Annotated in this window: 25 protein-coding genes; 16 read left to right on the top strand and 9 right to left on the bottom strand. The window is 44.5% G+C overall.

Going from position 1 to position 26,392, the window contains the following annotated elements:
- Positions 1-104 precede the first annotated feature (104 nt).
- Positions 105-410, bottom strand: coding sequence for a DUF3861 domain-containing protein (locus JC606_RS19840; protein WP_137409021.1), 306 nt, complete (start codon positions 408-410; stop codon positions 105-107).
- Between the two features lie 103 nt (positions 411-513).
- Between JC606_RS19840 and JC606_RS19835 the strand changes: the two genes are divergently transcribed.
- Complete coding sequence (locus JC606_RS19835) at positions 514-948, top strand: MarR family winged helix-turn-helix transcriptional regulator (RefSeq protein ID WP_137409014.1); 435 nt, start codon at positions 514-516, stop codon at positions 946-948.
- Positions 949-1,079: 131 nt separating this feature from the next.
- On the opposite strand, the gene JC606_RS19830 is transcribed toward JC606_RS19835, so the two are convergent.
- Positions 1,080-2,141 (bottom strand): MBL fold metallo-hydrolase, encoded by a 1,062-nt coding sequence (locus tag JC606_RS19830; RefSeq protein WP_198779267.1) that lies wholly within the window; start codon positions 2,139-2,141, stop codon positions 1,080-1,082.
- 278 nt (positions 2,142-2,419) lie between these two features.
- Between JC606_RS19830 and JC606_RS19825 the strand changes: the two genes are divergently transcribed.
- Positions 2,420-4,318: a methyl-accepting chemotaxis protein gene (locus JC606_RS19825; protein ID WP_233090514.1), complete on the top strand. Its 1,899-nt coding sequence runs from the start codon at positions 2,420-2,422 to the stop codon at positions 4,316-4,318.
- Positions 4,319-4,359: 41 nt separating this feature from the next.
- Here JC606_RS19825 and JC606_RS19820 read toward each other — a convergent pair whose 3' ends face one another.
- Positions 4,360-6,144: an SgrR family transcriptional regulator gene (locus tag JC606_RS19820; protein ID WP_198779266.1), complete on the bottom strand. Its 1,785-nt coding sequence runs from the start codon at positions 6,142-6,144 to the stop codon at positions 4,360-4,362.
- Between the two features lie 602 nt (positions 6,145-6,746).
- Here JC606_RS19820 and rimK point away from each other — a divergent pair.
- Both rimK and JC606_RS19810 read left to right on the top strand, forming a co-directional pair.
- A complete protein-coding gene (gene rimK, locus JC606_RS19815; protein ID WP_004740040.1) occupies positions 6,747-7,652 on the top strand; it encodes a 30S ribosomal protein S6--L-glutamate ligase in 906 nt (301 codons plus the stop codon).
- Positions 7,653-7,684: 32 nt separating this feature from the next.
- Positions 7,685-8,113 carry an ATP-dependent zinc protease family protein gene (locus JC606_RS19810; RefSeq protein ID WP_008224746.1) on the top strand — a complete coding sequence of 143 codons (429 nt, stop codon included), beginning with the start codon at positions 7,685-7,687 and terminating at the stop codon, positions 8,111-8,113.
- Positions 8,114-8,236: 123 nt separating this feature from the next.
- Here JC606_RS19810 and JC606_RS19805 read toward each other — a convergent pair whose 3' ends face one another.
- Entirely contained in the window at positions 8,237-9,025 is a 789-nt protein-coding gene (locus JC606_RS19805) for an MBL fold metallo-hydrolase (protein WP_198779265.1), read from the bottom strand.
- A gap of 202 nt (positions 9,026-9,227) precedes the next feature.
- On the opposite strand from JC606_RS19805, the gene JC606_RS19800 reads away from it, so the two are divergent.
- The 3 genes from JC606_RS19800 (at position 9,228) to JC606_RS19790 (ending at position 11,658) form a co-directional block, all read left to right on the top strand.
- Positions 9,228-9,830: a 2OG-Fe(II) oxygenase gene (locus JC606_RS19800; RefSeq protein WP_105057954.1), complete on the top strand. Its 603-nt coding sequence runs from the start codon at positions 9,228-9,230 to the stop codon at positions 9,828-9,830.
- 211 nt (positions 9,831-10,041) lie between these two features.
- A complete protein-coding gene (locus JC606_RS19795; protein WP_198779264.1) occupies positions 10,042-10,761 on the top strand; it encodes a glycerophosphodiester phosphodiesterase family protein in 720 nt (239 codons plus the stop codon).
- Positions 10,762-10,920: 159 nt separating this feature from the next.
- On the top strand, positions 10,921-11,658 hold the full coding sequence (locus tag JC606_RS19790; RefSeq protein ID WP_102425307.1) for a sulfite exporter TauE/SafE family protein: 738 nt from the start codon (positions 10,921-10,923) through the stop codon (positions 11,656-11,658).
- A 40-nt stretch (positions 11,659-11,698) separates the two neighbouring features.
- On the opposite strand, the gene JC606_RS19785 is transcribed toward JC606_RS19790, so the two are convergent.
- A complete protein-coding gene (locus JC606_RS19785) occupies positions 11,699-12,478 on the bottom strand; it encodes a L,D-transpeptidase family protein (RefSeq protein WP_198779263.1) in 780 nt (259 codons plus the stop codon).
- Between the two features lie 2 nt (positions 12,479-12,480).
- A complete protein-coding gene (locus JC606_RS19780; protein WP_198779262.1) occupies positions 12,481-12,963 on the bottom strand; it encodes a GNAT family N-acetyltransferase in 483 nt (160 codons plus the stop codon).
- A gap of 202 nt (positions 12,964-13,165) precedes the next feature.
- Here JC606_RS19780 and JC606_RS19775 point away from each other — a divergent pair, with 202 nt between their 5' ends.
- The 3 genes from JC606_RS19775 (at position 13,166) to grxB (ending at position 15,412) form a co-directional block, all read left to right on the top strand.
- Complete coding sequence (locus tag JC606_RS19775) at positions 13,166-14,146, top strand: Gfo/Idh/MocA family protein (protein ID WP_198779261.1); 981 nt, start codon at positions 13,166-13,168, stop codon at positions 14,144-14,146.
- Between the two features lie 164 nt (positions 14,147-14,310).
- Complete coding sequence (locus JC606_RS19770) at positions 14,311-14,469, top strand: hypothetical protein (protein WP_008221767.1); 159 nt, start codon at positions 14,311-14,313, stop codon at positions 14,467-14,469.
- 310 nt (positions 14,470-14,779) lie between these two features.
- Positions 14,780-15,412 carry a glutaredoxin 2 gene (grxB, locus tag JC606_RS19765; protein WP_171731706.1) on the top strand — a complete coding sequence of 211 codons (633 nt, stop codon included), beginning with the start codon at positions 14,780-14,782 and terminating at the stop codon, positions 15,410-15,412.
- A gap of 107 nt (positions 15,413-15,519) precedes the next feature.
- Here grxB and ppsR read toward each other — a convergent pair whose 3' ends face one another.
- Positions 15,520-16,353, bottom strand: coding sequence for a posphoenolpyruvate synthetase regulatory kinase/phosphorylase PpsR (ppsR, locus tag JC606_RS19760; RefSeq protein WP_102425303.1), 834 nt, complete (start codon positions 16,351-16,353; stop codon positions 15,520-15,522).
- 177 nt (positions 16,354-16,530) lie between these two features.
- On the opposite strand from ppsR, the gene ppsA reads away from it, so the two are divergent.
- Positions 16,531-18,903, top strand: coding sequence for a phosphoenolpyruvate synthase (ppsA, locus tag JC606_RS19755; RefSeq protein ID WP_137409020.1), 2,373 nt, complete (start codon positions 16,531-16,533; stop codon positions 18,901-18,903).
- A gap of 53 nt (positions 18,904-18,956) precedes the next feature.
- On the opposite strand, the gene JC606_RS19750 is transcribed toward ppsA, so the two are convergent.
- Positions 18,957-19,865 (bottom strand): hypothetical protein, encoded by a 909-nt coding sequence (locus tag JC606_RS19750; RefSeq protein ID WP_233090512.1) that lies wholly within the window; start codon positions 19,863-19,865, stop codon positions 18,957-18,959.
- A gap of 26 nt (positions 19,866-19,891) precedes the next feature.
- Positions 19,892-20,071: a hypothetical protein gene (locus JC606_RS23440; protein ID WP_233090510.1), complete on the bottom strand. Its 180-nt coding sequence runs from the start codon at positions 20,069-20,071 to the stop codon at positions 19,892-19,894.
- Positions 20,072-20,390: 319 nt separating this feature from the next.
- Between JC606_RS23440 and JC606_RS19745 the strand changes: the two genes are divergently transcribed.
- The 5 genes from JC606_RS19745 to JC606_RS19725 all read left to right on the top strand — a co-directional run bounded on the left by JC606_RS19745 (position 20,391) and on the right by JC606_RS19725 (position 26,157).
- A complete protein-coding gene (locus JC606_RS19745) occupies positions 20,391-21,725 on the top strand; it encodes an MATE family efflux transporter (protein ID WP_137408665.1) in 1,335 nt (444 codons plus the stop codon).
- Positions 21,726-22,239: 514 nt separating this feature from the next.
- Positions 22,240-22,905 (top strand): helix-turn-helix transcriptional regulator, encoded by a 666-nt coding sequence (locus JC606_RS19740; RefSeq protein WP_137408664.1) that lies wholly within the window; start codon positions 22,240-22,242, stop codon positions 22,903-22,905.
- Positions 22,906-22,929: 24 nt separating this feature from the next.
- Complete coding sequence (locus JC606_RS19735; protein WP_137408663.1) at positions 22,930-23,313, top strand: RidA family protein; 384 nt, start codon at positions 22,930-22,932, stop codon at positions 23,311-23,313.
- Between the two features lie 37 nt (positions 23,314-23,350).
- On the top strand, positions 23,351-24,757 hold the full coding sequence (locus JC606_RS19730; protein ID WP_198779260.1) for a cation:dicarboxylate symporter family transporter: 1,407 nt from the start codon (positions 23,351-23,353) through the stop codon (positions 24,755-24,757).
- Between the two features lie 77 nt (positions 24,758-24,834).
- A complete protein-coding gene (locus JC606_RS19725; RefSeq protein WP_137408661.1) occupies positions 24,835-26,157 on the top strand; it encodes a CoA-disulfide reductase in 1,323 nt (440 codons plus the stop codon).
- Positions 26,158-26,392 lie beyond the last annotated feature (235 nt).

Genomic DNA, 26,392 nt, shown 5'->3' with positions numbered 1-26,392 from the left:
CTCAGGCCTTGAAAGCCGCTTAACAGAAATGTCCAACTTTACGGGGTCACTTCACCTGATGATCAGATTGCTGGCTTTTTGAATATGTCATTGCCGGACAAGCGCTACGCGCCTTTCAGCGTCTTCTTAAGATTTTGCATGAAGTTTCTGAAGTGAGGCATGAAAGCCACAAACAGAGGGTGTTTTCTGTCTTGCATCATCAACGGTCCCAGTAAGCGAATACTTACACCTAGTCTCGTTGCGGATTGCTCGTCTAAGCCACTGTCCTGCTTAATCTTATCTACAATCGCGAACATGTTTTCTCTGTCTTCAATTTCAAACTGCATGGTTTGCAGTTCACGATCTTCCTTGATGTTCACTTCTTCGATAGTGATACGGTAGTGATTGTGTTTGCCTGTGATTGTTTGCATCGTCATTACTGTCTCCTAACTTGAATTTACGAAAAATTAAGTTGATAATATCAACTATAAATAAAGTAGTTGATATTGTCAACTATATTTCTAAGGATCGTTTATGTCTGATAACACATCGTTAGAGTCTATCTTTCGCTTAGTACACTCTTTGAAGCGTCAAATGAGTGAACAGATTGAGAGCTTGGATTCTGAGATCGCACCTATGAATATTCGTGTCATGAAGATCATTACTAAGAAATCTCCATGTACGGCTATCGATATCGCGCACTTCCTAAACCGCGATAAAGCACAGGTCACGAGATTAGTTAATGCGTTGATCAATCAAGAACTTGTGAAGAAGTCTCCAAACCCTGAAGACAAACGTAGCCAGTTGTTGGTGCTGACTAATAAAGGTGAAGAGATCATGACTAAGGTTTCGAATATTGATCGAGAGATGCTACAGAGAATGACTAAAGGCATGAACGAAGATGAGCTAGAACAGTTCAGCCAAATAGCGAGCAAAATGGCTAAGAATCTGGAAGATTGCGCTAAGTAGAAGAAGCCCTTTCAAACAAACCACTCATTTCAAAAAGCAAAAACGCCACCGAATCGTGCGATTGGTGGCGTTTTGTGTATCAGCTGGTTCTATAGATTCGCGCTATGAAGACATCGATTAAAATAGTCGTTCTAGTTTAATGTCAATTTCCACCAGGCTTGCACAGGTACTGGTTCTGAAATTACTAAACGTTCCCCCATCACAGGGCTTACCATCTGTACGTCTCGCTCTTTACTTATCGCCAAAGCTTGTTCCATTGGGTCTTGCCAGTCGTGCATGGAAAGATCAAACGTACTGTTGTGGATTGGCATCATCACTTTCCCTTGAAGGTCGATGTGCGCTTGAACGCTTTGCTCTGGAAACATATGAATATCGGCCCAAAGTGAGTTGTACGCACCCGTTTCTACCATGGTCAAATCAAACGGCCCGAAACGTTCACCAATCTCTTTAAAGCCATTGAAATAACCAGAGTCACCACTAAAGAATACTTTCTTATCTGAAGCGTTAATCACCCAGCTACCCCATAGGGTTTGGTCACGGTCGAGCAAGCCACGACCAGAGAAATGTTGGGTTGGAGTCAAAGTAAACTCGATGTCGGCAGCTATTGCTGATTCCCACCAGTTCAACTCAATGATCTTTGCTTTATCCACGCCCCACTTTTCAAGTAGTGCACCAACTCTGAGTGGCACCAAGAATGTTCCCACTTTATCGGCTAATACTTTAACTGCACCTTTATCTAAATGGTCGTAATGATCATGGCTGATCACTACCACATCAATATCAGGTAATTCTTGTAGTGAAATTGGTGTTGGGTGGAAACGCTTTGGTCCCATCCATTGGACTGGTGATGCGCGATCACTGAACACAGGGTCAGTCATCACTAACTTACCATCGAGCTTCATCATCACGCTTGAGTGACCTAAGCGGTACGCAACGTCTTCTTGCTCTTCAATCAGCTGTTCTGCTGTCATGGGAACGAGAGGCAATGCGGTTCGTGGCACTGGCTCATCTCTTTCTACAGTTACATACGCCTTCAAGATTGAAAAAATATCAGACATGCCCGACTTGTACTCTAACTCACTGTTAGCAAACTTCTTCGGAAGCTTATCTAGATTGTCATTTGATTGTGAACCTGTGCTTACGATAGCGACCACGGCAAGTACTCCTAAAATCGGTAATAGATATTTTTTCATTGGTATCTCTTCAACTGTTGGGAAAACCCAACTCAAAAACTACACTGATTAGTTTACATACCAAAAAACAAAAGTAAACCAGCGAGTGTAATTTTTTGTTCGTCAAATTTAGAAGAGAAGCACTCCGTATATCGAGCACAGACCAATGTGGACATCTTAAATCTGTACAAATATCGCACAGCACTCATTTCTAGACTTCATTTATTGACCAGAAAGTCAGGTTTCAATTAACATTGCATTTACAAATGGAATTGAATCTTTTTAGAAGGGAATCTAAATTGCAATTGACTATACGAACCAAAGCGATACTGGCGACAATCGTCGCTGCTCTTGCCATTATTAGCGTGATGGGAGTGTATTCATTTCAATCAAGCCGGGCTATTTTGATTGATAGAACCTTCGAGCGAGAATTACCAGCTTCACTCGGCGAGGTGAGTAATGAAATAAACCTCAAGTTGGAAACGCCTATACTTGCATCAAAGATGATGACGCTTTCGCCTTTAATGCAACAAACCAGACTTTCGGAACAAGAGCTTCGAACCTATCTTCAATCTGTTAAAAGCGAGTTCAACGCGATCAGTGCCTATTACGTTTCCAACGAAGCAAGCACTTACTACACCCATAACGGCGTGCTAAAAACGATCTCTACCAATAAACAAAGCGACCAATGGTTCTATCGATTCATCGAGTCAAATCAGCCATTTGAGCTCTCTTTAGATATTGATGCAGCCACCGGAATTCCGGCACTGTTTGTTAACTATGCAGTCACTCGCAATGGCGAACGTATTGGCGTGACTGGCATTGGCTTAACGTTGGAAAGTATTACTCAATTGATCAGCAACTATAGCGTCGGAGAAAGCGGTATTGTTTTTCTTGTCGATCGACAAGGGAGCATCAAGGTTCACCCAGATAAGAACCTGATTGGACGTTCACTAGACTCTGTAGGCATTAAAGCTAGTCAGTTAATCGGCAGTAAACAAACTGTCGTTCATGAGGCCATCGTCGATGGTCAGCCGCAAATTCTGGGTTCCAAAGCGATGCCAGGCATAGGTTGGACTCTGATTACGCAAATTCCCAAGCAAGATGTACTAGGTGAATTAAACGGCTTTAGCCAAACCGTCATCTTTATGGCTCTACTCATTGCAGCCATCTATACGCCGATCGCTGCATGGGCGACTAACAAGCTCTTACTGCCGTTTGTGGAAGTGGCCGAGCGATTACAACAGATAGGGAAAGGCGGTGGTGACCTCACCTTTCGCTTAGATGATTCTCGACATGACGAAATTGGACAAATCGCGAAAGGCTACAATCAATTCGTGCAATATCTAAGTGACTTACTCAAAGATGTCTCAAACACAGGAGTCCAAATCTCTGAATCGATCCAAGGTGTCGATCATATGGCGCAGTCGATGGAGCAAGACATCAAACAACAAACCAGCCAGATCGAACAAGTTGCAACAGCCATTCATGAGATGGGTGCCAGCTCAGACGAAATCGCACAAAACGCTAATGGTGCCGCCGACAGTGCACAACATGCAGCGAGTGCAATCAGCATTGGACAAAAGTCCGTTTCTGTCACTTCAGAAAGCATTGAACATATGAACAAGCAGCTCGATGACACAACGGAAATTATCAATCAACTCGCTCAAGATGCGAACTCTATCGATACCGTGTTAGATGTCATCAATAGTGTCTCTGAACAAACCAACCTACTAGCCCTTAATGCAGCGATAGAAGCCGCTCGCGCAGGCGAACAAGGTAGAGGTTTTGCGGTGGTAGCAGACGAAGTAAGAACCCTCGCCTCACGAAGCCAAGCGTCGACCGAAGAGATTCGAGGTATTATTGAAAAGCTTCAGCAGCGTACTCAACAAGCCGTGACAGCCATCGAAACCAGCACCACACTTGGCAGTAAGTGTCAGGTCGAAGCCTCCAATTCAGAGCTACAACTCTCGAGCATTTCTCATAGTGTCGATCAGATGAATGCAATGAACATGCAGATCGCTTCAGCAACGGGCCAGCAATCTAACGTCATCAACGAGATCTCACCGCACATCTCTGGCATTTCTGAAATAGCCAGGGAGAGCGATAGCATGATTGAGAAAACGGCTCAGGAGTGCCAAAACTTGCGGGCTAAGGCGATGCATCTAACGAGTTTGGTTTCTCAATTTAAATGTTAGCTTCAATGGAACGCGAAATACGCTGACCACTTCCACTCAAGTTAGTCAGCAGACCATACATTCTTGAAATCTGGCCATCCCCAGTTGGTGATGGCTACGTTTTTCAGAATCCCTTGGAAACGCACGTTTTGTAAGTGATGGAACATCGGGACTAACCAATAATCAGAAATCAGTGTCGATGCAATAGGTTCCAACTCAGCCAAGTAATCCGGCAATTCAACCGTTGCTTTGTGCTGATCTAATCGTTGCTTAAGCCAATCACTGTTCATCTCGCCGAGTGCGGAATGCAATACAGGGTCATTCATCAACCACGAGAACAACGAAGATGGCGCATTGTCATCGAGGTTCAAATTACACAACACCAAGTCTTCTTTTAAATCGCCCGTCTGAGAAAGCTGAGCTAATTCTCGAAAACTGTAGGTATTCACCTCAACTTCCACACCGTGTCTTTTAAGAATATCTGACACCGAAATAGCGCATCGATAGAGGGCATAGTAGTTATAAACCGCAATGCTCAACTTCTTAGGCAACTCAGTCTCTCTAGAGGGCGTTCGATACAGCTTCTGCCAACTTGGCAATATGTTCTGAGCCAAAGAGACACTGAATAAGCCTTGGTTTTGCTCCAGTTGCGTCAAAATAGCCTGTGGGTTTGCAAGTGATGATAGATACTTACGTTGTGCATCACTTAACGAGTTAGCCGCTGAGTTTTGGTTAAATAGAATAAACAGACAACCGTCTTCGATTCGACTGCGAAGCCCGTCTGTTTCAGCAGACACCAACTCCGTGTCGCTCTTTCCTAATTGATGAAAACAGGCCGAATCTTCATACGGTGACACCTGCATCTGGCTATCATCGAATCGAGCGCTACCAGTCATCGATTCTTCAAACTGCCAAATGGTCACCTCATCGGTTAAAGAGCGACAACCGTAAAAGTGTTCGAATGCCGAGAGCTTGATGCGCTCGCTGTTGGTTTCAACCACTCTAAAAGGGCCTGTACCAATCACAGCATGAGAAGCTGAGTTTAATGATGAAGGTTCACGAGTTACCTGTGCTGCCGGTTGAATTGAATATTTAACGCCAGCCAACAAACCTGCAAAGCCAGTATCCGCTTGGGTTAACTTAAAACTGATCCTTAATGGCTGCTCACTGAAAATGGAAGAGACATGAGCCAACTCAGCTTGATAAAAAGGCAGAGCTTGTAAAGCAGTAAACAAAGCAACTAACTGTTTGGCATCAACAGGCTGCCCATCATGGAACGTCAAACCGGGGCGCAAGTAGAAAGTCCAAACCAATTGCTTAGTGTCATATTCCCAATGGTGAGCTAATTCAGGCTTCAGTTCGCCCTTGCCGTTACATGTCACCAAGCAGCTAAACACTTGTCTGATCAAAAATCGCTCACTACTGCGATGTATATGATGTGGAAACAGATCCTCAAACTTGCGTTTATAGGTTAATTGAACATGCAAGAGACCTTCACGCATGGTCGCGCCGGAAGTTTCTTGCAGTAAAGAACTAAACACAGTACGGTCATTGTCCAATATCGAGAGTGCTTTTTCATACTTGCCCTGCTCTATCAGCTTACTCGCGACATGCTGAGCCAATTCTGAGTTGCTAAAACGCAGTGTTAAGTTAGAGCGTTGATTCCTGCCAACTTTTGGTTCCCACACGACCCATTCTGCTTGATGCATTTTGCCTAACAGGGTTCGAGCATGGCGCAAGCTTGTAAACAACTTATCTGCCACTTCCGTCAAGGTCACGGAGTGAGAAATGTTTGGCTCGAACGATTCTAGCCGCGTGTAGTAACGCATCATGTTTAGATCAGACAAATAATGAACCTTTTAAACGTAGCTCTTCCTAATTAAGCCCATTATAAAACACAATCGTAAAAAAGTAGTGCGATATGACTAAAACAGGAACAACCAATAAAAATATCCTCTGTTTTTTAGTTCCTCTTAATTAACCATAATGAACGGGTCAGCAACAAACCATAGGTTGTCAATAAAGCCTAACTAGAGAGAGTAATGACCATGAGAAAATACTATCTTAACAAGCTAAAAAGCACCTGCAGTAAGCTCGAAAGAGAAGCACTACGAACACTTATAGATCTATGTAACTGGCGTTATTAGTACACTTTTTAGCACCGAGTAAACGCGAGTTGAGTACAGCCTAATATGCTCCTACCCCCAATATGAGTTAGGTCTCAACTCGCTTTTCCATTCCAATTCCCCTCTCAAGCCTGCTGTACCAATAGCTCACACAATCGATAAATTTCCATTGTCGACTCGACAAATTTAATTCGTTTTCTTAGTTGAACGAAAAGCCTTAAGGTTCGCCCCGAAGCAAGCAAGGAGCCTCAGAAAAAACTGAAAGCTCAGCTAACAACTAATTTATTTGCAGTTACCAATCAGGTATTAACTAAGGAAACGCCATGCGTATCGCAATTCTTTCTCGCAACGAAAATCTATACTCTACCGCTCGTCTAAAGCAGGCTGGAGAAGCACGTGGTCATCAGGTCGATGTTATCGACACGTTGCACTGTGATATAGATATCGCGAGTAACAATCCGAAGATTCGCTACATGGGTGAAGAGCTCCCTCAATACGATGCTGTTATTCCACGTATTGGCGCTTCCATTACCTTTTACGGAACTGCGGTTGTTCGCCAATTCGAAATGATGGGCACTTTTTGTATCAATGAGTCAGTAGCTATCAGTCGTTCTCGCGATAAACTGCGCTCACTACAACTGTTGTCTCGTAAAGGTATTGGCTTACCAAAAACAGGCTTCGCTAGCCGCCCAGACAAAATTCAAGACTTGATCAAAAACGTAGGTGGCGCGCCACTTGTGATCAAGCTACTTGAAGGTACTCAAGGTATCGGTGTAGTTCTAGCTGAAACAAACAAAGCAGCAGAAAGCGTTATCGAAGCGTTCATGGGCCTAAAAGCGAACATCTTGGTTCAAGAGTTCATTGAAGAAGCAAATGGCGCAGACATCCGTTGTTTTGTTGTTGGCAACAAAGTAATTGCTGCAATGAAACGTCAAGCTGGTGAGGGTGAATTCCGCTCTAACCTGCACCGTGGCGGTACTGCTCAACTGGTTAAACTAACCAAAGAAGAGCGCGCAACAGCAATCAATGCAGCGAAAATCATGGGACTAAACCTATGTGGTGTAGATATTCTACAATCTAAGAACGGTCCAGTGGTAATGGAAGTAAACTCTTCTCCAGGCCTAGAAGGCATCGAGAAAGCAACGGGTAAAGATGTAGCAGACATGATTTTCGAGTTCATCGAAAAAAATGCAAAGCCAAACGCTAACCGTACTCGTGGCAAGGGCTGATTGAATACCGTTAACTCATGATTGGAAAGAAAATGAACAATAAAATGATCATAGGGAATACCGAAGCACTTTGCTTACCAGAGTTAGGGATAACTGGACTACATACACGTGTTGATACAGGGGCTAAAACCTCTTCTCTACACGTAGACAATCTACTATGTGTAAAAACAGACGGTGAGAACTTCGTTGAGTTTGATCTTCACCCAGACGTTTATCACCTAGAAGAGACTGTGCGCTGCAAGGCGAAACTGAAAACAAGTAAGAAAATCAAATCATCTAACGGCGAAGTTGAACACCGTTGTGTGATTGAGACCATGCTGAGAATCGGTGGCCAACAATGGCCTATCGATATCACGCTAAGCAACCGTCAAGACATGACTTACATGATGTTGCTTGGTCGTCAAGGCATGAGTGACAAAGTGATTGTTGACCCAGCGGGTGAATTCCTGCTGACTCACTAATCCGAGTCATCGTAACCGCTCCACAGGTTATAATTAAAGCTCGTCACAACGATATAAGGCCAGTCTCATGACTGGCCTTATTGCTTTCAATTCTTTAATTTCGAGTTGCCACTTTTGGCTGATCTATTTCTTAGATTTACCATGAGATTGAAAACCAAAACGCCAAATCGATAACAACAGTTTCTTGGCTTTTATTTTGGTTACCCGCCAATGTGTCACCGGTCTTCTTGGGGCGCTCATCAATAAGTGTTCAAAAGCTGTCTGACTAAAATCGACTTGTCCTCCATGCGCCACCAGCAAGGTATCAAGTTGCATGTCATAGATACGAGATACTGACTCTCGGTACTTGTTAGGGTGAAAGATAGGGAAAGGCGGAATCAGCTTCTTTTTCACTTCCACCATGAGGTCTGCCACATAGGCAACGCTGTGAGATGGGCAATAAACCGAAAGATCTCTGTCGGTGTGGCCCGGGGTTTCTAGAACCAACCAATCATCAAAACCCGGAATGCTCTCACCATCCGACAGTTTGTAGTCCGGCTTTAACTTTCTTGAATACCACAAGTTCGCTTTCGGCTTTCCTAAGCGGTTTGCCATCCATCGTGCCAATGCAAGATCGGTCAAATGCATCAAGATACCGTCGATACCGTGATACCAATCTTTGTCTCGGTTTGCAGCGACCAAATGACAGTTCGTGAGCTTTCTTAGCTTGTGCGCTGCCCCTGCATGGTCAGGATGCATGTGTGTCACCACAACCGTGTGGAGATCAGAAAAATCACGCATAAGTTCGGTTTCAATGAAAGTCTTCAAATGCTGGATGTCGGCTCGACATGCGCCATCAAGCAACAGTAATTTGTCCGGATACTCCACCAAGTACATGTCTTGGATGTAACCTTTAATGGTATGCAGTTGCAAACCCACTCCTTGTGATAATTCAACTGGTCAGACCTATACCATAGCAAACTCATATTTATTTGTAACAAATTTGTTAACTACAAAATCACATCAAAGTACCATGCTCTTCCGCTCTTTTATCGTGACGACAAAATACGTGATTTGTTGACCTGAGTTATTAGGACTATATATGCGCCTCTAATTTATTGTCTGAGTGCTATACATGAACCAACTAATCGATGCTCTTTCTACCCAAGGCTACTTTGTTTGGGATGACTTCTTAACGCATGAAGAAGTGGTGGCATTGAGGGATTGCATTCCAGAGAACTGGAAAAAGGCTAGGATCGGCCGTAACGATGAAGTAACGCGAGAGTCGACAATTCGTAGCGACAAAATTCAGTGGGTACACCGCGACATGGGTGAGCCTGCTTCTCTGTTCCTCGACAAAATGGAGCAGATTCGTTTAGAAGCAAACAAAGCGTTCTTTTTGGGTCTGTTCGAGTACGAAGCACACTTTGCTAAATACGAAAAAGGCGACTTCTACCAAAAGCACTTAGACTGCTTCAAAGGCAATGAGAACCGCCGTCTGACTACCGTGTTCTACATGAATGACGAGTGGACAGAGGAAGACGCTGGTGAGCTTGTGGTTTACGATCTACAAGATAATCACATCGCAACGATTCCGCCAAAGTCTGGCCGTTTGTTTGTGTTCTTATCAGAGCAGTTCCCACACGAAGTTCTGCCAACCAACACAGAACGATTCAGTATCGCAGGTTGGTTCCGTATCAACGGCGTGAAAGACAACCAACTCGATATCGCTCACTAAAGCGAGGTTCGGGTCAAAGCCTCATCTCATCCAAAGCCTCTCCACTCGAGAGGCTTTTCCTCTTAGTACTGCTAGGAAAGTACTAAGAGGAAAATATCACTTTTATGAGCCGAATCCTGTGTAGAGACTCTTGCCCAGCAATTACTCTGGCGTATTCGGGAAAACTGATATTTAATAAATATTTACGATGCGCATTCAAGAAGGATTAATTATGTCATCTATCATCGTAGGTCACCGTGGTGTAGCGGGTACTCACCCAGAAAACACCAAAGCAAGTATTGAACAAGCCGCTAAACTTGGCTTGAAATGGATTGAAGTCGATATTCAGCAAACTCAGGATGATGAGCTTGTCGTTTGCCACGACCACACTCTCGAGCGCTGTAGTGATGGCAAGGGCCGTGTTGATGAACACACTTTGGCAGAGCTGCGTCAGCTTGATTTTGGTGGCTGGAAGTCAGAACAGTTCGAAGGAGAAAGAATACTCACACTTAGCGAGTTACTTGAACTTGTTGAAGAACATAACCTAAGCGTTAACCTAGAGATAAAAGTCGATAGCCGACACCAAGCCCCTCATGTGGTTGATCTTCTACACAGCGAGCTGATCCGCTCAAACATAGACACGGACAGAGTGCTGCTTTCAAGTTTCAGCCATGAAGTTGTTGCAGAAATGGCTCACCACTTACCAAGATACCGCGTTGGCGTGATCACAGAGCAGCTCTCTCAAGACGATCTTCTGCTTATAGATCAGGTGAAAGCGTTCAGTTGCCACATGAATTACGAAAACGTCAATCAGGATGATCTTAATACGCTTGCCGAAGCAAAGATTCAAACATGGTGCTACACCGTCAATGATCCGTCTAAGTTCAAATTCCTATCCACCGTCGATGCGATATTTACTGATTTTCCAAATAGATTTAGCGCGAAAAATTGACCAAACAAATACCAAAGTAGTAAACGTTTAAGACGGGAAAATTTACCTCGATAAACCTTAAAATTAAGTAGCAAACACAAGTGAGTAGGAGTACATTCCGCTGCTCACTTGGTTTCATTAGCTCGCACTATTTAGGCAGCTTTATTGGTTACTTAATTTATGGATCTCATTTTTAGTCCAACTTTCCCAATTTTGGGTGCAATCTTCATTTTTGCCGCTATCGTTCGTGGCTTCTCAGGCTTCGGTTTCACCCTAGTCGCATTGCCTCTAAGTGCGTTATTCGTGCCGGTTATTGAGCTTGTTCCTGTGTTCATGCTTATCGACCTACTTGGCAACGTTCAATTACTGCCTAAGGTCAAAAAACATGTCAATTGGCACTGGGTAGCAAAAGTATTTATTCCTTGCCTTGTGTTCACACCTGTTGGCCTGGTTTTACTCAAATCAGTTAGCCAAGACACCATTATCTTGATCATCAGCGCCTTTATCTTTGCGTCTGCACTTATGATCTACCGAGGCTTTCAATATAAAAGTGAACCGAGATTTGCTCCCTATATCCTAGGAAGCCTTGCTGGAATAATGAATGGTGCGGCTTCTATGTCTGGTCCACCAATTGGCACCCACGCATTGGCGAGCCCTGTGGCCCCGCACGTCGCCAGAGCAGGTTTGATTGCGTTCTTTGTATTGGCAGATTCGAGTGCCTTTGTTTCTGCATCCATTGCGGGGCTCGTCGACCGTGATGTGGTTTGGCTTACACTGGCACTGTTACCAAGCAGTATGTTTGGTGGCTATGTGGGTTCGAAACTGTTCGAAAGATTTGGTGGCGAGAAATTTAAGCCTGTCTCTATCGGGCTGCTTATCGTGATTGCATTCTTTAGTGCAGGTCGAGTTCTGCTTTAACGAGCTGTCTAATTTCTGAAAGGAAAATGGGTACCAGAGCCTACCATTCGATGTGGATAGGGGTGCCCATTTTGACTAGTTGAATAAACTCATCCATATCTTGGTTGGTTAATGCGATACAGCCATCTGTCCAATCGAAACTTTGGATAAAACCTGGCGAACGACGCTCACCGTTTTTAATACCATGAATTTTGATGTTACCACCCGGGTCAACATCATTCTCTTCAGCCCACTGTCTATCAGAGGAGCGCGGATAGTTGATGTGTACCGAGCGGTAAAACTCAGAGCGCTCCATGATATAGTCGAGCGTATATTCCCCTTCTGGCGTTCGGTTGTCCCCTTCAAAGCGTTTATGCCCTTTCGGTTCCTTGCCCAAAGCGATACGAAACTCTTGTACCACCTCATCCCCTTTAAGCAAGTACATTCTGCGTTTCGATTTATCGACTTTCACTAAGGTCACGACTTGCAACAGAGGATCGATTTCAGAAAAAGAGTCTGGCGCCATGTAGGGTTCTAATAATGAAGCTTGAGCAGAAACTTTAGGTGAACGTTGCGATGAACCTTGTGCCAGCTGAGCAATTTGAGTGGATTGACCTTCACTCAGCGCCTCATCTACATCAATCACATGCTTTGATTTTGATGTGTCAGTAGAGTTAGGAGAGGAAGTTGAGATGCGTTGTGAATGAGCTGGTGCTGACTCAAAGACAATGGTTTCAATAGCGGTAGCGTCAGACACTATTTTCTCAACAACGACCTTCTCGGCGTGTGCGAGCGAAGTCATCAAGAATAAGCATAGTGATAATGGTAAAAACGGACGCACCCTTATATCTCCTCAAAACGCATCGACATGATTCGAGACTGAGTCTCCATTCCTAGCGACTCATAAAAGCTCTGAGCTTGTTGATTAAACTCCATCACCTCTAATCTTAACTCTATCGCTCCTTGAGCTTGCGCCCATTGATTGAATGACTTCATTAGCGCTCGACCTACGCCTTTACTCTGAATTTGGTCATTCACCACAATGGTGTTCACTCTTGCTACCTTGTGTGATTGGATAAAACTCACGCCTTTGTTCTGCGTGATCTTACCCGCGAGAAAACCAATCACGGCATCCTGTTCAACAGCGACAAAGAAGGCCCCAGTCGGGTCAATCATTAAGCCCAGCCAGTACTCCTCGCTGTCTGCATTGCTCTGTGATGGCGGCGCGAACACCATAGGCGCACCAAGATGATGTTGACGATTTATCTGATCAGAGAGCACTAAAATCGCGTTAATGTCAGTTACCTTCGCTGTCCGAATTTGCATATCATCACCTTGTTTGAATTCAATAACACCTTAGCAAAAATGCCTTAAATGTGCACCGTTCCACTGGGCGACTCAGCCCTTCGGTAGAAGATTACCTTTAATATTAGGCACTAAGTTTAAGGAAATTGTTCCGCAAATCTCGAACACAACACCTACCTTTGAGTGCTACTATCTTCGCAGACCCTAAGTATCGGATACCACTATGATTAAGTTCGCTGTAATTGGAACCAATTGGATTACACAAAAATTCGTTCAAGCTGCACATGAATCGCAATCGATGCAGCTGACTGCCGTTTATTCACGAAACCTAGACAGCGCCGCGCAGTTCGCACAAGAATTCGCTGTTGAAACCACCTATGACTCACTCGACGCGTTAGCCAACGACAATACGGTTGAAGCGGTTTACATCGCCTCACCGAATTCGCTGCACTGTGAGCAGTCGATTCTGATGATGGAACATGGCAAGCACGTCATCTGTGAAAAGCCTGTTGCATCGAATATCACGGAAGCAACACGCATGTTTGAAGTTGCTGAGAAAAACGGTGTGGTACTGTTTGAGGCGTATAAATCTCAATTCCTGCCCAACTTTAAACAAGTTCAACTTGGGCTAGGAAAAATCGGCAAGGTACATAAAGCGCACATCAACTACTGCCAGTATTCATCGCGTTACCAGAAGTACTTAAATGGTGGAAACCCAAACACTTTCAACCCCGCTTTCTCAAATGGCTCATTGGTTGACATCGGCTTCTATTGCGTTGCTGCAACGGTAGCGCTGTTTGGTGAACCTGAAAACGCCCAGGCATCTGCAAAGTTACTGGAGTCAGGTGTCGATGCGCATGGCTGTGCCATCTTCCAATACCCTGAGCTTGACGTTACCCTTACACACTCTAAGGTCAGCGACTCATATGCGCCGAGTGAGATCCAAGGTGAGCAAGGTGCGATCATCATTGATCACATCGCTGAATGCACCGACGTTAAGATCCGCTACCGTGATGGCAGCATTGAAAATCTCACTCAAGTGCAAAGCGAAAACTCAATGAGTTACGAAGCACAAGCCTTTGCTAATTGCATTGGTGGCGATCACACCACACAAACCGACGCAAAACAGCGCGCATTAACCGTTGCCAAGTTAATTACAAAGATGCGTCAACAGGTTGGTGTCGTTTACCCTGCAGATAAATAATACAGCTCATTAATCTAACTCACTGATTTTAATCACATATCAGTTTATGCATAACTAAATTTAATCCTTACGACAAATAACCGGATTAGTTGATTGAAGGGCTATCTGATTAAATCCGCGTTCGATATCTATCGTATTTATTTAATTTATTGAAGGTGTGTAAAGTGTTTTCAGTTGACGATCGCGTTGTAGCAACAAAAGGTGTTGAACTTGGTGAAATGGTAGTAACTGGTCTAAGTGCTGGTGGTTACTACGTTCACGTTACAACAGTAGAAGGCGCAATGCCGCTTACTTACCCAATGCAAGATCTTAAAAAAGCATAGTCTAACCGCTCTGCTCTTTTAGTAGTCACTCTGCTAAAGGTAACAAAATTGAGGCCTTGGCTGCTTTACTCTTCTGCATTAGAGTGAACAGCCAGGGCCTTTTTTATATCTGCTACTCCCCGCCAAGCTCTCCACAAGTTTAGTCATTGCAGCAAAGCCGAATCCGGCAGACAATAGAATGAATTAAAGCGTAACAACAAAGGCTTATTTCCTACTGCTACGCACTCTCTATTGATGTTTAGTGTTTACAGAATTTTCTGGTACATTAGCATCACCTTATCCTCACAATGACCATGAACTGAGGGAAGCTATGAAGCTTTATATTTACGACCACTGCCCTTTCTGTGCACGAGTCGCCTACATCGCTCAATCTCTAGGCTTAAACATCGAACTTATTTCTGTAGATTATGATGATGCCCAAACCCTTATCGATTTAATCGGTAAAAAGATGGTACCCGTATTACAAAAAGACGATGGCTCTATCATGGCTGAGAGCCTAGATATCATCGCTTACTTCATGGATTTGAAATCTAGTGACGAGCAGCGTGAGCCATCAGAGCAAGTGACCCTGTTCCAAACTCGCGCATTCCCGCTAAGCCAGCGCATCGGTTTGCCACGTTGGTGGAAACTAGACCTTGCTGAGTACCAATCACCAGCAAGCAAAGAAGCATGGCGCGCAGCCAAAGAAACCGAAGAACTCAACTTCGACAAGCTGATTGAGCAAACACCGCAGTTTGTTGAACAGATTAACCCGCTTCTGAAAGATGCAGAGCTGCTACTGAACTTAGAGAATGGTGAGTCTTCGCTGCCTCTGATCGACCAAGCAGTGTACTTCTCTATGCTGCGTGGCTTCTGCGTTGAGCCAAGCATCACATGGCCACCAGCTCTAGAACGTTGGTTAGAAAAGCAGAGTGAAACGCTAAAACTGTCTCTTCTTCGCTAGAACGATTGCAACAAGCACAAACAAAAAATCGAAGCCATCAGGTATCTCCCCTGCTAGCTTCGATTTTCGTTATCTTTCACTATTTCGATGACATCAAGCTCTTGTTATTACAACAGGCGCCTTCTCAAGCCGGTTCGCTCTAGGATACGGGTAGAAATCTCTTCAACCGATAACGATGAGGTATTGATATACGGCACTGCCTCTCTACGGAACATCGCCTCTACGGTTTGTAGCTCATACAGACACTGTGAGTCGCTCGCGTATTCACTGCCTGCTAAGCGGTTCTCACGAATCTCAGTCAGCCTTTCTGCGTCAATCGTTAAACCAAACAGCTTATGTCGGTATATCTCAAACTCTGGCAACAGCTTTAATCGTGCCAAATCATCATGAATGAACGGGTAGTTTGCCACTCTTAAACCAAACTGCATCGCCATATACAAGCTTGTTGGCGTCTTGCCACTTCGAGATACCCCCAGCAAGATGATGTCGGCTTCTTCCAGCCCTTTGAGCGTGATGCCATCATCGTGTGCGAGTGTGTATTCGATTGCGGCAATACGGTCGAAATACTTCACCGAGTCCTTGTTCACACTGCGTGAGCGTTGCAACTTAGGAGTCGGCGCCATATGGATGTCATCTTGTACCTTCTGAACAATACTTTCCAACACGTCATAGCAATGGGCAGGCGCTTCAAGCAACTTCGATTTAATTTCAGGAATCACAATCGAAAAGAACACTAGAGGTTGCTGACCACTCTCACGATACGAAGTGTCGATCTCTTTCAATAAATCAGAAAGTTTGTCCTCACTTTCAACAAACGGAAAAGTTTTCTCATTGGCTTTGAAGGGAAATTGACCTAGAACAACATGCCCTAAAGTCTCACATGTTATGGCCGTTCCATCAGAAACATAGAATACATCACGACTTTGAATATCAATTTGCATTTTTTATTTAATGTTTAAAATTATTTTGAGTAGGATGGTAACCATAATATATATAACAAAACCCTGCTGACTATTACGTCCCCCACAGCTTTTAAAAATAATTTACATTTTTTAAACTGACACGTAATCGTTTGCCTTTAAATCCCTACAATGCTTGCTATGTTTCTGGAGAAATAAATGCAAAATAATACCCTATGGTTCAATGGCCTATCCATGGAAGATGTCGACAAAGTCGGCGGTAAGAACGCCTCACTGGGCGAGATGGTTTCTAACCTATCCAATGCTGGTGTTTCTGTACCAAATGGTTTTGCAACCACCTCTCACGCGTTTAACGACTTTCTTGACTACAAAGGTCTTGATGAGCGCATTCACCAATTACTTGACGAACTTGATGTTGAAGACGTTGAAGCTCTGCGTAAGACAGGTGCAACGATTCGACAATGGGTTCTAGATGCCCCTTTCCCAGAATCACTAGAGCAAGACATCCGTGATAACTACCGTGAGCTAATCGAAGACAACGAAGAATTGTCTGTAGCTGTACGTTCATCTGCAACGGCGGAAGACCTTCCAGATGCTTCTTTCGCAGGCCAACAAGAGACCTTCCTTAACGTGAAAGGTATCGATGCGGTACTAGAGGCGACTAAGCACGTTTATGCGTCACTGTTTAACGACCGTGCTATCTCTTACCGTGTACACCAAGGCTTTGATCACCGCGGCATTTCATTATCTGCGGGTATTCAACGCATGGTTCGTTCAGACAAAGCATCTTCAGGAGTGATGTTTACCCTTGATACAGAGTCAGGCTTCGACCAAGTCGTATTCATCACCTCTTCTTGGGGCCTAGGTGAAATGGTTGTTCAAGGTGCTGTGAACCCAGATGAGTTCTACGTACACAAGCCAATGTTAGAAGCAGGCCACCAGCCGATCGTGAAAAAGACCTTTGGTTCTAAGTTGATCAAGATGATCTACTCAACCAACCAAGAGATCGGTAAGCAAGTCGACATCATTGATACGGATGAGCAAGAGCGTAACCAGTTCTCACTGAACGACGAAGAGATCAAAGAGCTAGCAAAACAAGCGATGATCATCGAGAAGCACTACCAACGTCCGATGGACATTGAATGGGCGAAAGATGGCATCGATGGCAAGCTTTACATTGTTCAAGCTCGTCCAGAGACGGTATGTTCTCAAAGCGACCAAAACGTTATCGAGCGTTACGAGCTAAATAACAAGGCAGATGTACTCGTTGAAGGCCGTGCTATCGGTCAACGCATCGGCTCTGGTCCAGTGCGTTTAGTTGACTCTCTAGACCAAATGTCACTGGTTCAAGAAGGCGACGTGTTAGTAACAGATATGACAGACCCAGATTGGGAACCTGTTATGAAGAAGGCCTCTGCGATTGTTACCAACCGTGGCGGTCGTACTTGTCACGCAGCAATCATCGCTCGTGAGTTAGGCATCCCTGCAATCGTTGGCTGTGGCAGCGCAACAAGCAACCTTGAAGATGGCGCGACTGTAACAGTGTCGTGTTCTGAAGGTGAAACCGGTTATGTCTACCAAGGTGAATTAGAGTTCGAAATCAAACGTTCTGAAGTTGATGAGCTACCATTGCTACCAACTAAAGTGATGATGAATGTGGGTAACCCAGATCGTGCTTTCGATTTCGCGCAGATTCCAAACGAAGGTGTGGGCCTTGCTCGTCTCGAGTTCATCATCAATAAAATGATTGGTATTCACCCGAAAGCGCTGCTTAACTTTGACGCTCAGTCTGACGAGCTTAAAGCTGAAATCACACAGCGTATTCGTGGTTACAAAGATCCTATCGATTTTTACGTAAGCAAACTAACAGAGGGCATCGCGACCATCGCTTCTGCATTCTGGCCTAAGCGTGTGATCGTACGTATGTCTGACTTCAAGTCGAACGAATACAGCAACCTAGTTGGCGGTAAAGAGTTCGAACCACATGAAGAGAACCCAATGCTGGGCTTCCGTGGTGCATCTCGTTACATCTCGCCTGTATTCGAAGACTGTTTCGAGCTAGAAACTCAAGCGATCAAACGTGTTCGCAACGAAATGGGTCTTAAGAACGTTGAAATCATGATTCCATTCGTTCGCACACCAAGTGAAGCAGCTTCGGTTATCGACATTCTGGCTAAATTCGACCTTCGCCGTGGCGACCAAGGTCTGAAAGTCATCATGATGTGTGAGCTGCCATCAAATGCGATTTTGGCTGAAGAGTTCTTGAAGTACTTCGATGGATTCTCTATCGGTTCAAACGATATGACTCAGCTAACGCTTGGTCTAGACCGTGACTCGGGTGATGTTGCACACCTATTCGATGAGCGTAACCCAGCTGTGAAAGCAATGCTGAAAATGGCTATCGATGCTGCGACCAAAGCCGGCAAGTACGTAGGTATTTGTGGTCAAGGTCCATCTGACCATGATGACCTAGCAGAGTGGTTAATGGAACAAGGCATCAGCTCTGTATCCCTAAACCCAGATACGGTTATCGATACGTGGTTGAAGCTAGGCAACGTTGCTAGCAAGTAATCTTCACTAATCGAAATATGAATAAAGCCAGTCATTACGACTGGCTTTTTTAACTATTCCAATAAGGCTCTGGCATTGTCACCTTCTTCATAGATATACAGGCTGACACGAGACAATATGGTTATCTCTTCCATGCTCACTTGGAGTGAGTTTTGACCTCTTCCAAGGTTCGCCCTCAAGCGATCGACAAGCTCCTGCACGGCTATCAAATCATCTCTCGCTTTCGGTACTCGCGTCTTCATGAAATTAAACCATTTTTCACTCATATTACGGTTTATCTTAGCGAGCACTTCGCTATTAGTAATAGTAAATGCCTTATCTAGATTACCGCCATCACGAAGAATATCGTAAATAATATGACCATTTTTCTTCGCTACCATCATGTTCCGAGTATTAAGCTGTAGCTCACCAATATGTCCATTCGCCATCTTTAAAAAGAACTTAATATCTTTGTAGCCAGCATCGGTTGCACCGCAGTTGAACTTAGCGTTGTCACCTTGGCTCGTACCGTAGCGATCTTTCATTGCTGATTGGTGGTGCTTCAGTTCAACAAATTCTTTGGTAAGAATGATCATCGCCTTTGCTACGATCATATCGTCCATATTCTCAAACACGATCGTCATGCGTGCCGCATCTTTAAGATCACCGATGTCGTAATGACGTTTACGATTAGTGATCTTATCTAGCGCACCGTGGAAGTCTTTTACACCTAAATAAGCGCCGGGAGGTTGCTTGAGCGTGCCATTACATACTGAAGCCACTTTCACTGAGAACTCTCTGAGGGCCTCTTGCGCTTCAACGGTTTCCATAAACATCATGAAGAGTTGTTTCTTCTTGAGCGTTGCGTTGGCAACTTGATTTCGAGAGCCAAAATCGAGGTTCCCATTTACTAGCTTCTGGCTTGATGTTTCATCCAGATAGTTATGGATCTTCTCTTTCTGCGTCATGATGTCGAGAATCACCTGGTCTTGCTTTTTATTCGCTTCATTCAGGTAATCGAAGTTTCCACCTTGTGCTTCAATGCTTGTAGCTTCTGTTGGTAGTCTTTGACGTTAACCAATCGAAAGCCCTGAGACATAATGCCTTGCTGATTTATCTTGGCGAGCATCTTAGCCTTATTCTTCCTAACTTGCTCTTGGCTAATCTGAATTTCTTCTGTGGTCGGCATATCTTAGTTCCCTCTCCAATATGCAGTTCATTTTGTACTGTCGGGTTCGCACTCCTTTTTCCTTTAACGATATTAGTTTATGGATTTGATAATTACATTAGCCAGAAAGGGTAACCCTATAAAATAAATAAAGTTTGAGAGGTTGTTCCATAAAGTCACAGAACAAAATGCGCCAATCCTATCAACCTCAGGGTTAAGGAATATAACGAGATCCGGCAACAATGATTGGTATCGTGCTGACCTTACGTTATCCTTTACACAATTCTTCACAGCTCTGCGCTACCGCTGTGAGTCTATCTTTAAGACCAAAAAGAGTAATATGAATTCTACTACCGTAACTCCCTCGCCTTCGCTTGGCCGACAACTCTATACCATGACGTGGCCAATGCTGTTTGGGGTGCTTTCTCTAATGAGCTTCCAACTTGTAGACAGTGCCTTCATTGGCCAGCTCGGCGTTCTGCCGCTTGCTGTTCAAGGTTTCACGCTACCTATTCAGATGATCATCATCGGAATTCAAGTCGGGTTGGGCATCGCGACCACAGCAGTCATTGCACGTGCCATTGGTGCTAACGAAATGCGCTACGCTAAGCAGCTAGGTGGGCTTGTGATCGCAATGGGAAGTGTGAGTGTCGCACTTTTTTCAGTCATCATTTATCTGCTTCGTGGCCCAATTTTAGAACTACTCGATGCGCCAGCAAGCGTATTGCCGATCATTGACTCTTACTGGATCTATTGGCTAATCAGCTCTTGGACAGGTGCGTTACTCTACTTTTACTACAGTGTGTGTCGTGCCAACGGTAATACTATGCTGCCCGGCTCGATGATGATCGCGACCAGCATCATTAACTTAATATTGGACCCAATCTTCATCTTTACGCTCGACATGGGCATCAACGGTGCAGCGATTGCGACAATTTTAGCGTTCGGTGCGGGCATCTTTATCGTGGCGCCCAAAGTAACCAAGAAACATTGGATGACGTTCGACTGGCACGATCTTGATATCGGCAAGAGTGTTCGCTCGATTGGCAACATCATGGGTCCTGCGATGGTGAGCCAATTGCTGCCACCTGTATCCTCTATGTTGGCGACTAAACTGCTGGCAGGCTACGGTACGGCTGCCGTTGCGGCTTGGGCGCTGGGTTCTCGTTTTGAATTTTTCTCGATTGTAGCGGTGCTTGCCTTAACCATGTCGATGCCACCAATGGTTGGTCGCATGTTGGGAGAAAAGAACCTGACTGATATTCGCAGTTTAATCAAGATTGCCGCAACCTTTGTACTTGGCTTTCAAGTCGTAATTGCGCTCGTTACGTGGGTATTCTCAAGTGGATTAGCAGGATTGATGACGAGCGACAGTGAAGTGACCACAATCCTAAATTATCACCTCTTGATTGTCCCAATCAGCCTTGGTCCTCTGGGAATCTGCATGCTGATGGTGTCGGTTTCGAACGCCCTAGGTAAGTCTTACACCGCATTAACGATTTCAGCACTGCGTCTGTTCGCTTTCTTCTTGCCTTGTTTATGGATTGGCTCTCACCTAGCTGGAATTGAAGGCCTATTCTGGGGTGCCATGGTCGGTAATGTGTTTGCTGGAACCTGCGCATGGTTCATGTACCAACGTGCTTTAGGCCAAGTTGACGCTAAACTTGCCAGCTAACCCGTGAGCAAGCTTTTAGCTGATATTTGTTAAATACAAAAAAAGCAGCCACTTAGGCTGCTTTTTCGTTATCCAAGTTCTGATTTACTATCCTTCCGCTGACTATCCTTTTTTAATGCAGTCTCATCGATTAAGCCTTCATTCCCACCGAAAAAGAATGCCGACCGGTCATCATTTCAGTCTCAGAATTACTGGCTAGATTTCCGCATATAAGAAACATCCATCGAACCGATTTTTATGCCCCCTTTAGAACTTGTCCTAGATCATTAAAGTGTTCAAAAATGCAATCTTTGGTTTTAAATATTTAAACTTTGATGAAGTTTAAGAAATTAAACCATATTGAAGATGGTTTGGTGATCCTGTTCAAATTTCACTCCTAATTTAGGTTAAATTTCCTTTATTTGTTGGTGTTTTAGACGGTTTTTATCGGTTTACAGAAGTTTACTGCATCTTGTTCAAATACCACCAAAGGAGTAGATTTCAGTCATCGAGTTCAAAAATGTAAACCGAAACTATGAATGTAAAACAAGTTAGATTCACCGATGAAGATAGAGAATGTTTAAGCAACTACTTTCGCTTAGCAGACACACTCGCTGATTTGATTGGCCCCTACTGTGAAGTAGTCATTCATTCATTTGAAAGCTTAGAAAACTCGGTCGTGAAAATCGTCAATGGTCATCACACAGGTCGTGAAATTGGCTCTCCAATCACAGATCTCGGTTTACGTATGTGGAGCACCTTCGAGAAAACTGGCGAAGTTTCTCCAAAGAGCTACTTCACTAATGCAGCAGATGGTTCCCTACTAAAATCAACCACCTGTGTGCTAGCTGGTCCACAGCAAAAGCCGATTGGCATGCTGTGTATCAACATGAACTTATCCTTCCCATTCCCTGAAATCGTTAAAACGTTAATGCCAACGTGCAACGTGTCTCAAACACGAGTCAGTGAGACTTTCAGCAAAAGTGCAAACGATGTGATTCAACAAGCACTGACTGCTGCAATAAAAGAAGTGGAACAAGACGAAACGATTTCCTGCAAAAGTCGCAACAAAGCCATCATTCGTTGTTTGTTTGATAACGGCGTATTTGAGCTAAAAGAGACGACGACACAAGTATCAGAACAGCTTGGGATCAGCCGTCAGGCGGTTTACAAGTTTATCCGTGAATTTAAATCAGAATAAAACCAATAATTTAGGAGTTACATCGTGAAACAGATCATTGCCACTGAACAAGCACCAGCAGCTATCGGGCCGTACTCACAAGGTACGTCTTACGGCGAAATGGTTTATACCTCAGGTCAACTACCTCTTGTTCCAGAAACCGTGCAGTTTGTTGAGGGCGGTATTAAAGAGCAAGCTCGCCAGTCTCTTGAAAATTTGAAGGCTGTTTTAGAAGCAAGCGGAGCTGGGCTAGACACTGTATTGAAGACAACCTGCTTCCTTTCAGACATGGAGAACTTCGTTGCGTTTAACGAAGTGTACACCGAAGTATTTGGCACAGAGAACGCACCTGCTCGTTCTTGTGTAGAAGCAGCAAGACTACCAAAAGACGCACTGGTTGAAGTTGAAGCCATCGCATACAAAAAATAACCGACTTAGGTATTAATGGGTATCATAGGAGATTCTCATGAGCGTTTCATTTATTGGATTAAGCATACTATTCTTTGGGTTCTACGCACTGTTGTCGAACTTCAAAAAGCAAAAGAAAAGTTTTAACTTCCGCGTACTCAGTGCGCTTGCTGCCGGCTTGTTATTTGGTGGTGCAATTCAACTGGTTTTCGGTGTTGGCAACGCTGCAACAGCTGGCTTCGCTGAGCTGATTTCAGTGTTCGGTAAAGGTTACATCAAACTTCTACAAATGATCGTTATCCCGCTAGTATTCGTGGCGATGATCTCTTCGATCATGAACGTTGAAGGCGGCGGCGCGCTATCTCGTATCGCACCAAAAATCATCGGTATTCTACTTTTCACTTGTGCAATCTCAGCAGCCGTTGGTATCGCGAGTATTTACCTATTTGGCATCGATGCAAACGCGCTAGTCAGCACAATCGGCACCAACAGTGCAATTGAAGCACGCGGCGATTCATTGGTAGCAACACAAGATGCAATGGCGAGTAGCGGTCTGTCTGGAATGGCGCTGTCTATCATCCCAACCAACATCTTTGACATGCTAACAGGCTCAGAACGTACCTCGACACTATCTACAGTATTGTTCGGTATGTTCCTTGGTTACTGCATCCTACAAGTGAAAAACCGTAAACCTGAGAAAGTGCAAAACTTCGTTGATTTCATCAACTCTGCAAAAGAAGTGGTGCTTTCAATGGTTCGTGAAATCCTGAAGCTAACGCCTTACGGTGTATTTGCTCTGATGACCACGTTCATGATGACGAATGATCTATTCGCACTCGCTGAAATGGGTCGCTTCTTGCTAGCGAGCTACGTGGCAATCGGCGTGATGTTCGGTATCCACTTCGTGATGGTATCGATGTTCGGCTTGTCTCCGGCTAAGTTCATGAAGAAAATCTGGCCGGTACTAGTGTTCGGTTTCGGTTCTCGCTCAAGCATGGCTGCTATCCCGCTAAACGTTGAAACACAAACTCAACGCCTAGGGGTAGACGAAGAAACAGCAAACATGTCAGCGACATTTGGTACCAGTATCGGTCAGAACGGTTGTGCGGGTATCTACCCTGCAATGCTAGCTATCATGGCGGCACAAGTGATGGGCATGCCAGTTGACCTAGGCTTCATCCTACAACTGATTGCTGTTATCGCGATTGCTTCATTCGGTATCGCTGGTGTTGGTGGCGGTGCAACGTTCGCAGCAGTAGCAGTACTGACCATCATGGGCCTAGACATCACAGTAGTAGCGATTCTGGTGTCTATCGAAGCACTGATTGATATGGCTCGTACAGCGCTAAACATCTCAGGCTCTATGTTGTCTGGTGTTCTAACAGCTAAGAAAAACGGCTCGCTAAACACAGAACAATACGACGCTGACGTTACAGCGACAATAGCAAAAGAAGCAGCAGTATAATTCTCAAACTTAATTAAGGGCACTCCGCGTGAGTGCTCTTCTGTTTTTCCTGAGTTCAGGTTATTTAGGTAATAAATATGAAAGTTGTTGTTATAGGCGGTAGCGCCGCAGGTATGAGTTTCGCAGCAAAGTACAAACGTAATCAGCCATCAGACGAAGTCATCGTATTAGATAAGCGCAGTTACATCTCTTTTGGAGCCTGTGGCTTACCTTACTTTGCAGGCGGCATGTTTGATGATACCGAGCGAATGATCTCTCGTACGCCAGAACAAGCAATCAAATCTGGTTTAGATGTACGCGTAGAGACAGAAATGGTGTCGTTCGACCGTACTGAAAAACATATTACAGTGCGTCACCAAAACGTAGAGAGCACCATAAATTACGATATGTTGGTCATTGCGACAGGCGCACGTCCGATCGTTCCCTCATTCGGTGAATTCAATCCGGAACACGTATACACACTAACAAGCATGGAAGATGGTTTAGCAGTAAAAGAAGCGCTTAAAGATGATCGTAAACAACGCGTGTGCGTCATTGGCGCAGGCTTTATCGGGCTGGAAGTCTTTGATGCGGCACATGGCTTAGATAAGCACGTGACGATCATCGAACGTGAACAGCACATCATGAGCCGTCAGTTCAGTCCAGAAATCATTGAAATCGTCGAAGGTGCTATTCGGGAATCAGGTGCAGATCTTAAAACAGGTTGCAGCGTGTCAGCTATTCGTGATGCTGATCAAGGTGGTTACATCGTTGAAACCGATAACGGCAATGTCGAAGCTGATATCGTTATCCTGTCACTCGGTTTCAAACCAAATACTGAAGCATTCGAACTAGCAAAAGCAGCAAATGGCGCGTTATTGGTAAATGAATATGGCGCTACTGAAGACGCTTATATCCATGCAGTCGGTGACTGTGCCGTTGTCCATCATATGGCGCTAGGCAAACCCGTTTATGTTCCTCTAGCAACCACTGCCAACAAACAAGCGCGTATGATGGCGGACAAGTTAGCAGGCAAAGATACTTACATGTCAGGCTTCTTAGGTTCATCTTGTTTGAAAGTGCTCGACTACGAACTGGCATGTACTGGCGTGAATGAACCTCTGGCAACAGAACATAGATTGGATGTGAAAGTATCAACGATTTCAGATAAGAACCAAACCGATTACTACCCTGGCCAAGAAGACATTAAGGTGAAGTTGGTTTATCACCCAGAGACCAAGGTTCTTTTAGGTGGTGAGATAGTAGGTAAGAAAGGAGCGGTTGGCCGTATTAACGCGCTAGCCGTTGCAATCACCGCGAAGATGACAACTCAACAACTAGGCTATATGGATTTCTGTTACGCACCACCATTCACCCGCACATGGGATGCGCTGAACGTGGCTGGTAACGTCGCCAAATAGGCCTTACTAGTCGCAAAGACATACAACTAAAACATCAAAGCAGAGCCTGAGCGCTCTGCTTTTTTATAGCCTCAACTCTACGAAGCTTACAGCTAGATAAAATAGCTATTTATCTAATGTAATTGAGCTTTCTTTTACCAAATTCAAAACGTAAAAAAGCCCGCTGATTTCTCAGCGGGCTTTCTAATGGTGGTGGAGGGATAGGGATTTGAACCCTAGAACCGCTATTAACGGT

Source organism: Vibrio sp. IB15 (assembly GCF_016406055.1).
GTDB classification, from domain to species: Bacteria; Pseudomonadota; Gammaproteobacteria; order Enterobacterales; family Vibrionaceae; genus Vibrio; species Vibrio chagasii.
The sequence above is the reverse complement of the archived record's forward strand: the minus strand, read 5'-3'. Positions and strand labels throughout refer to the sequence as shown.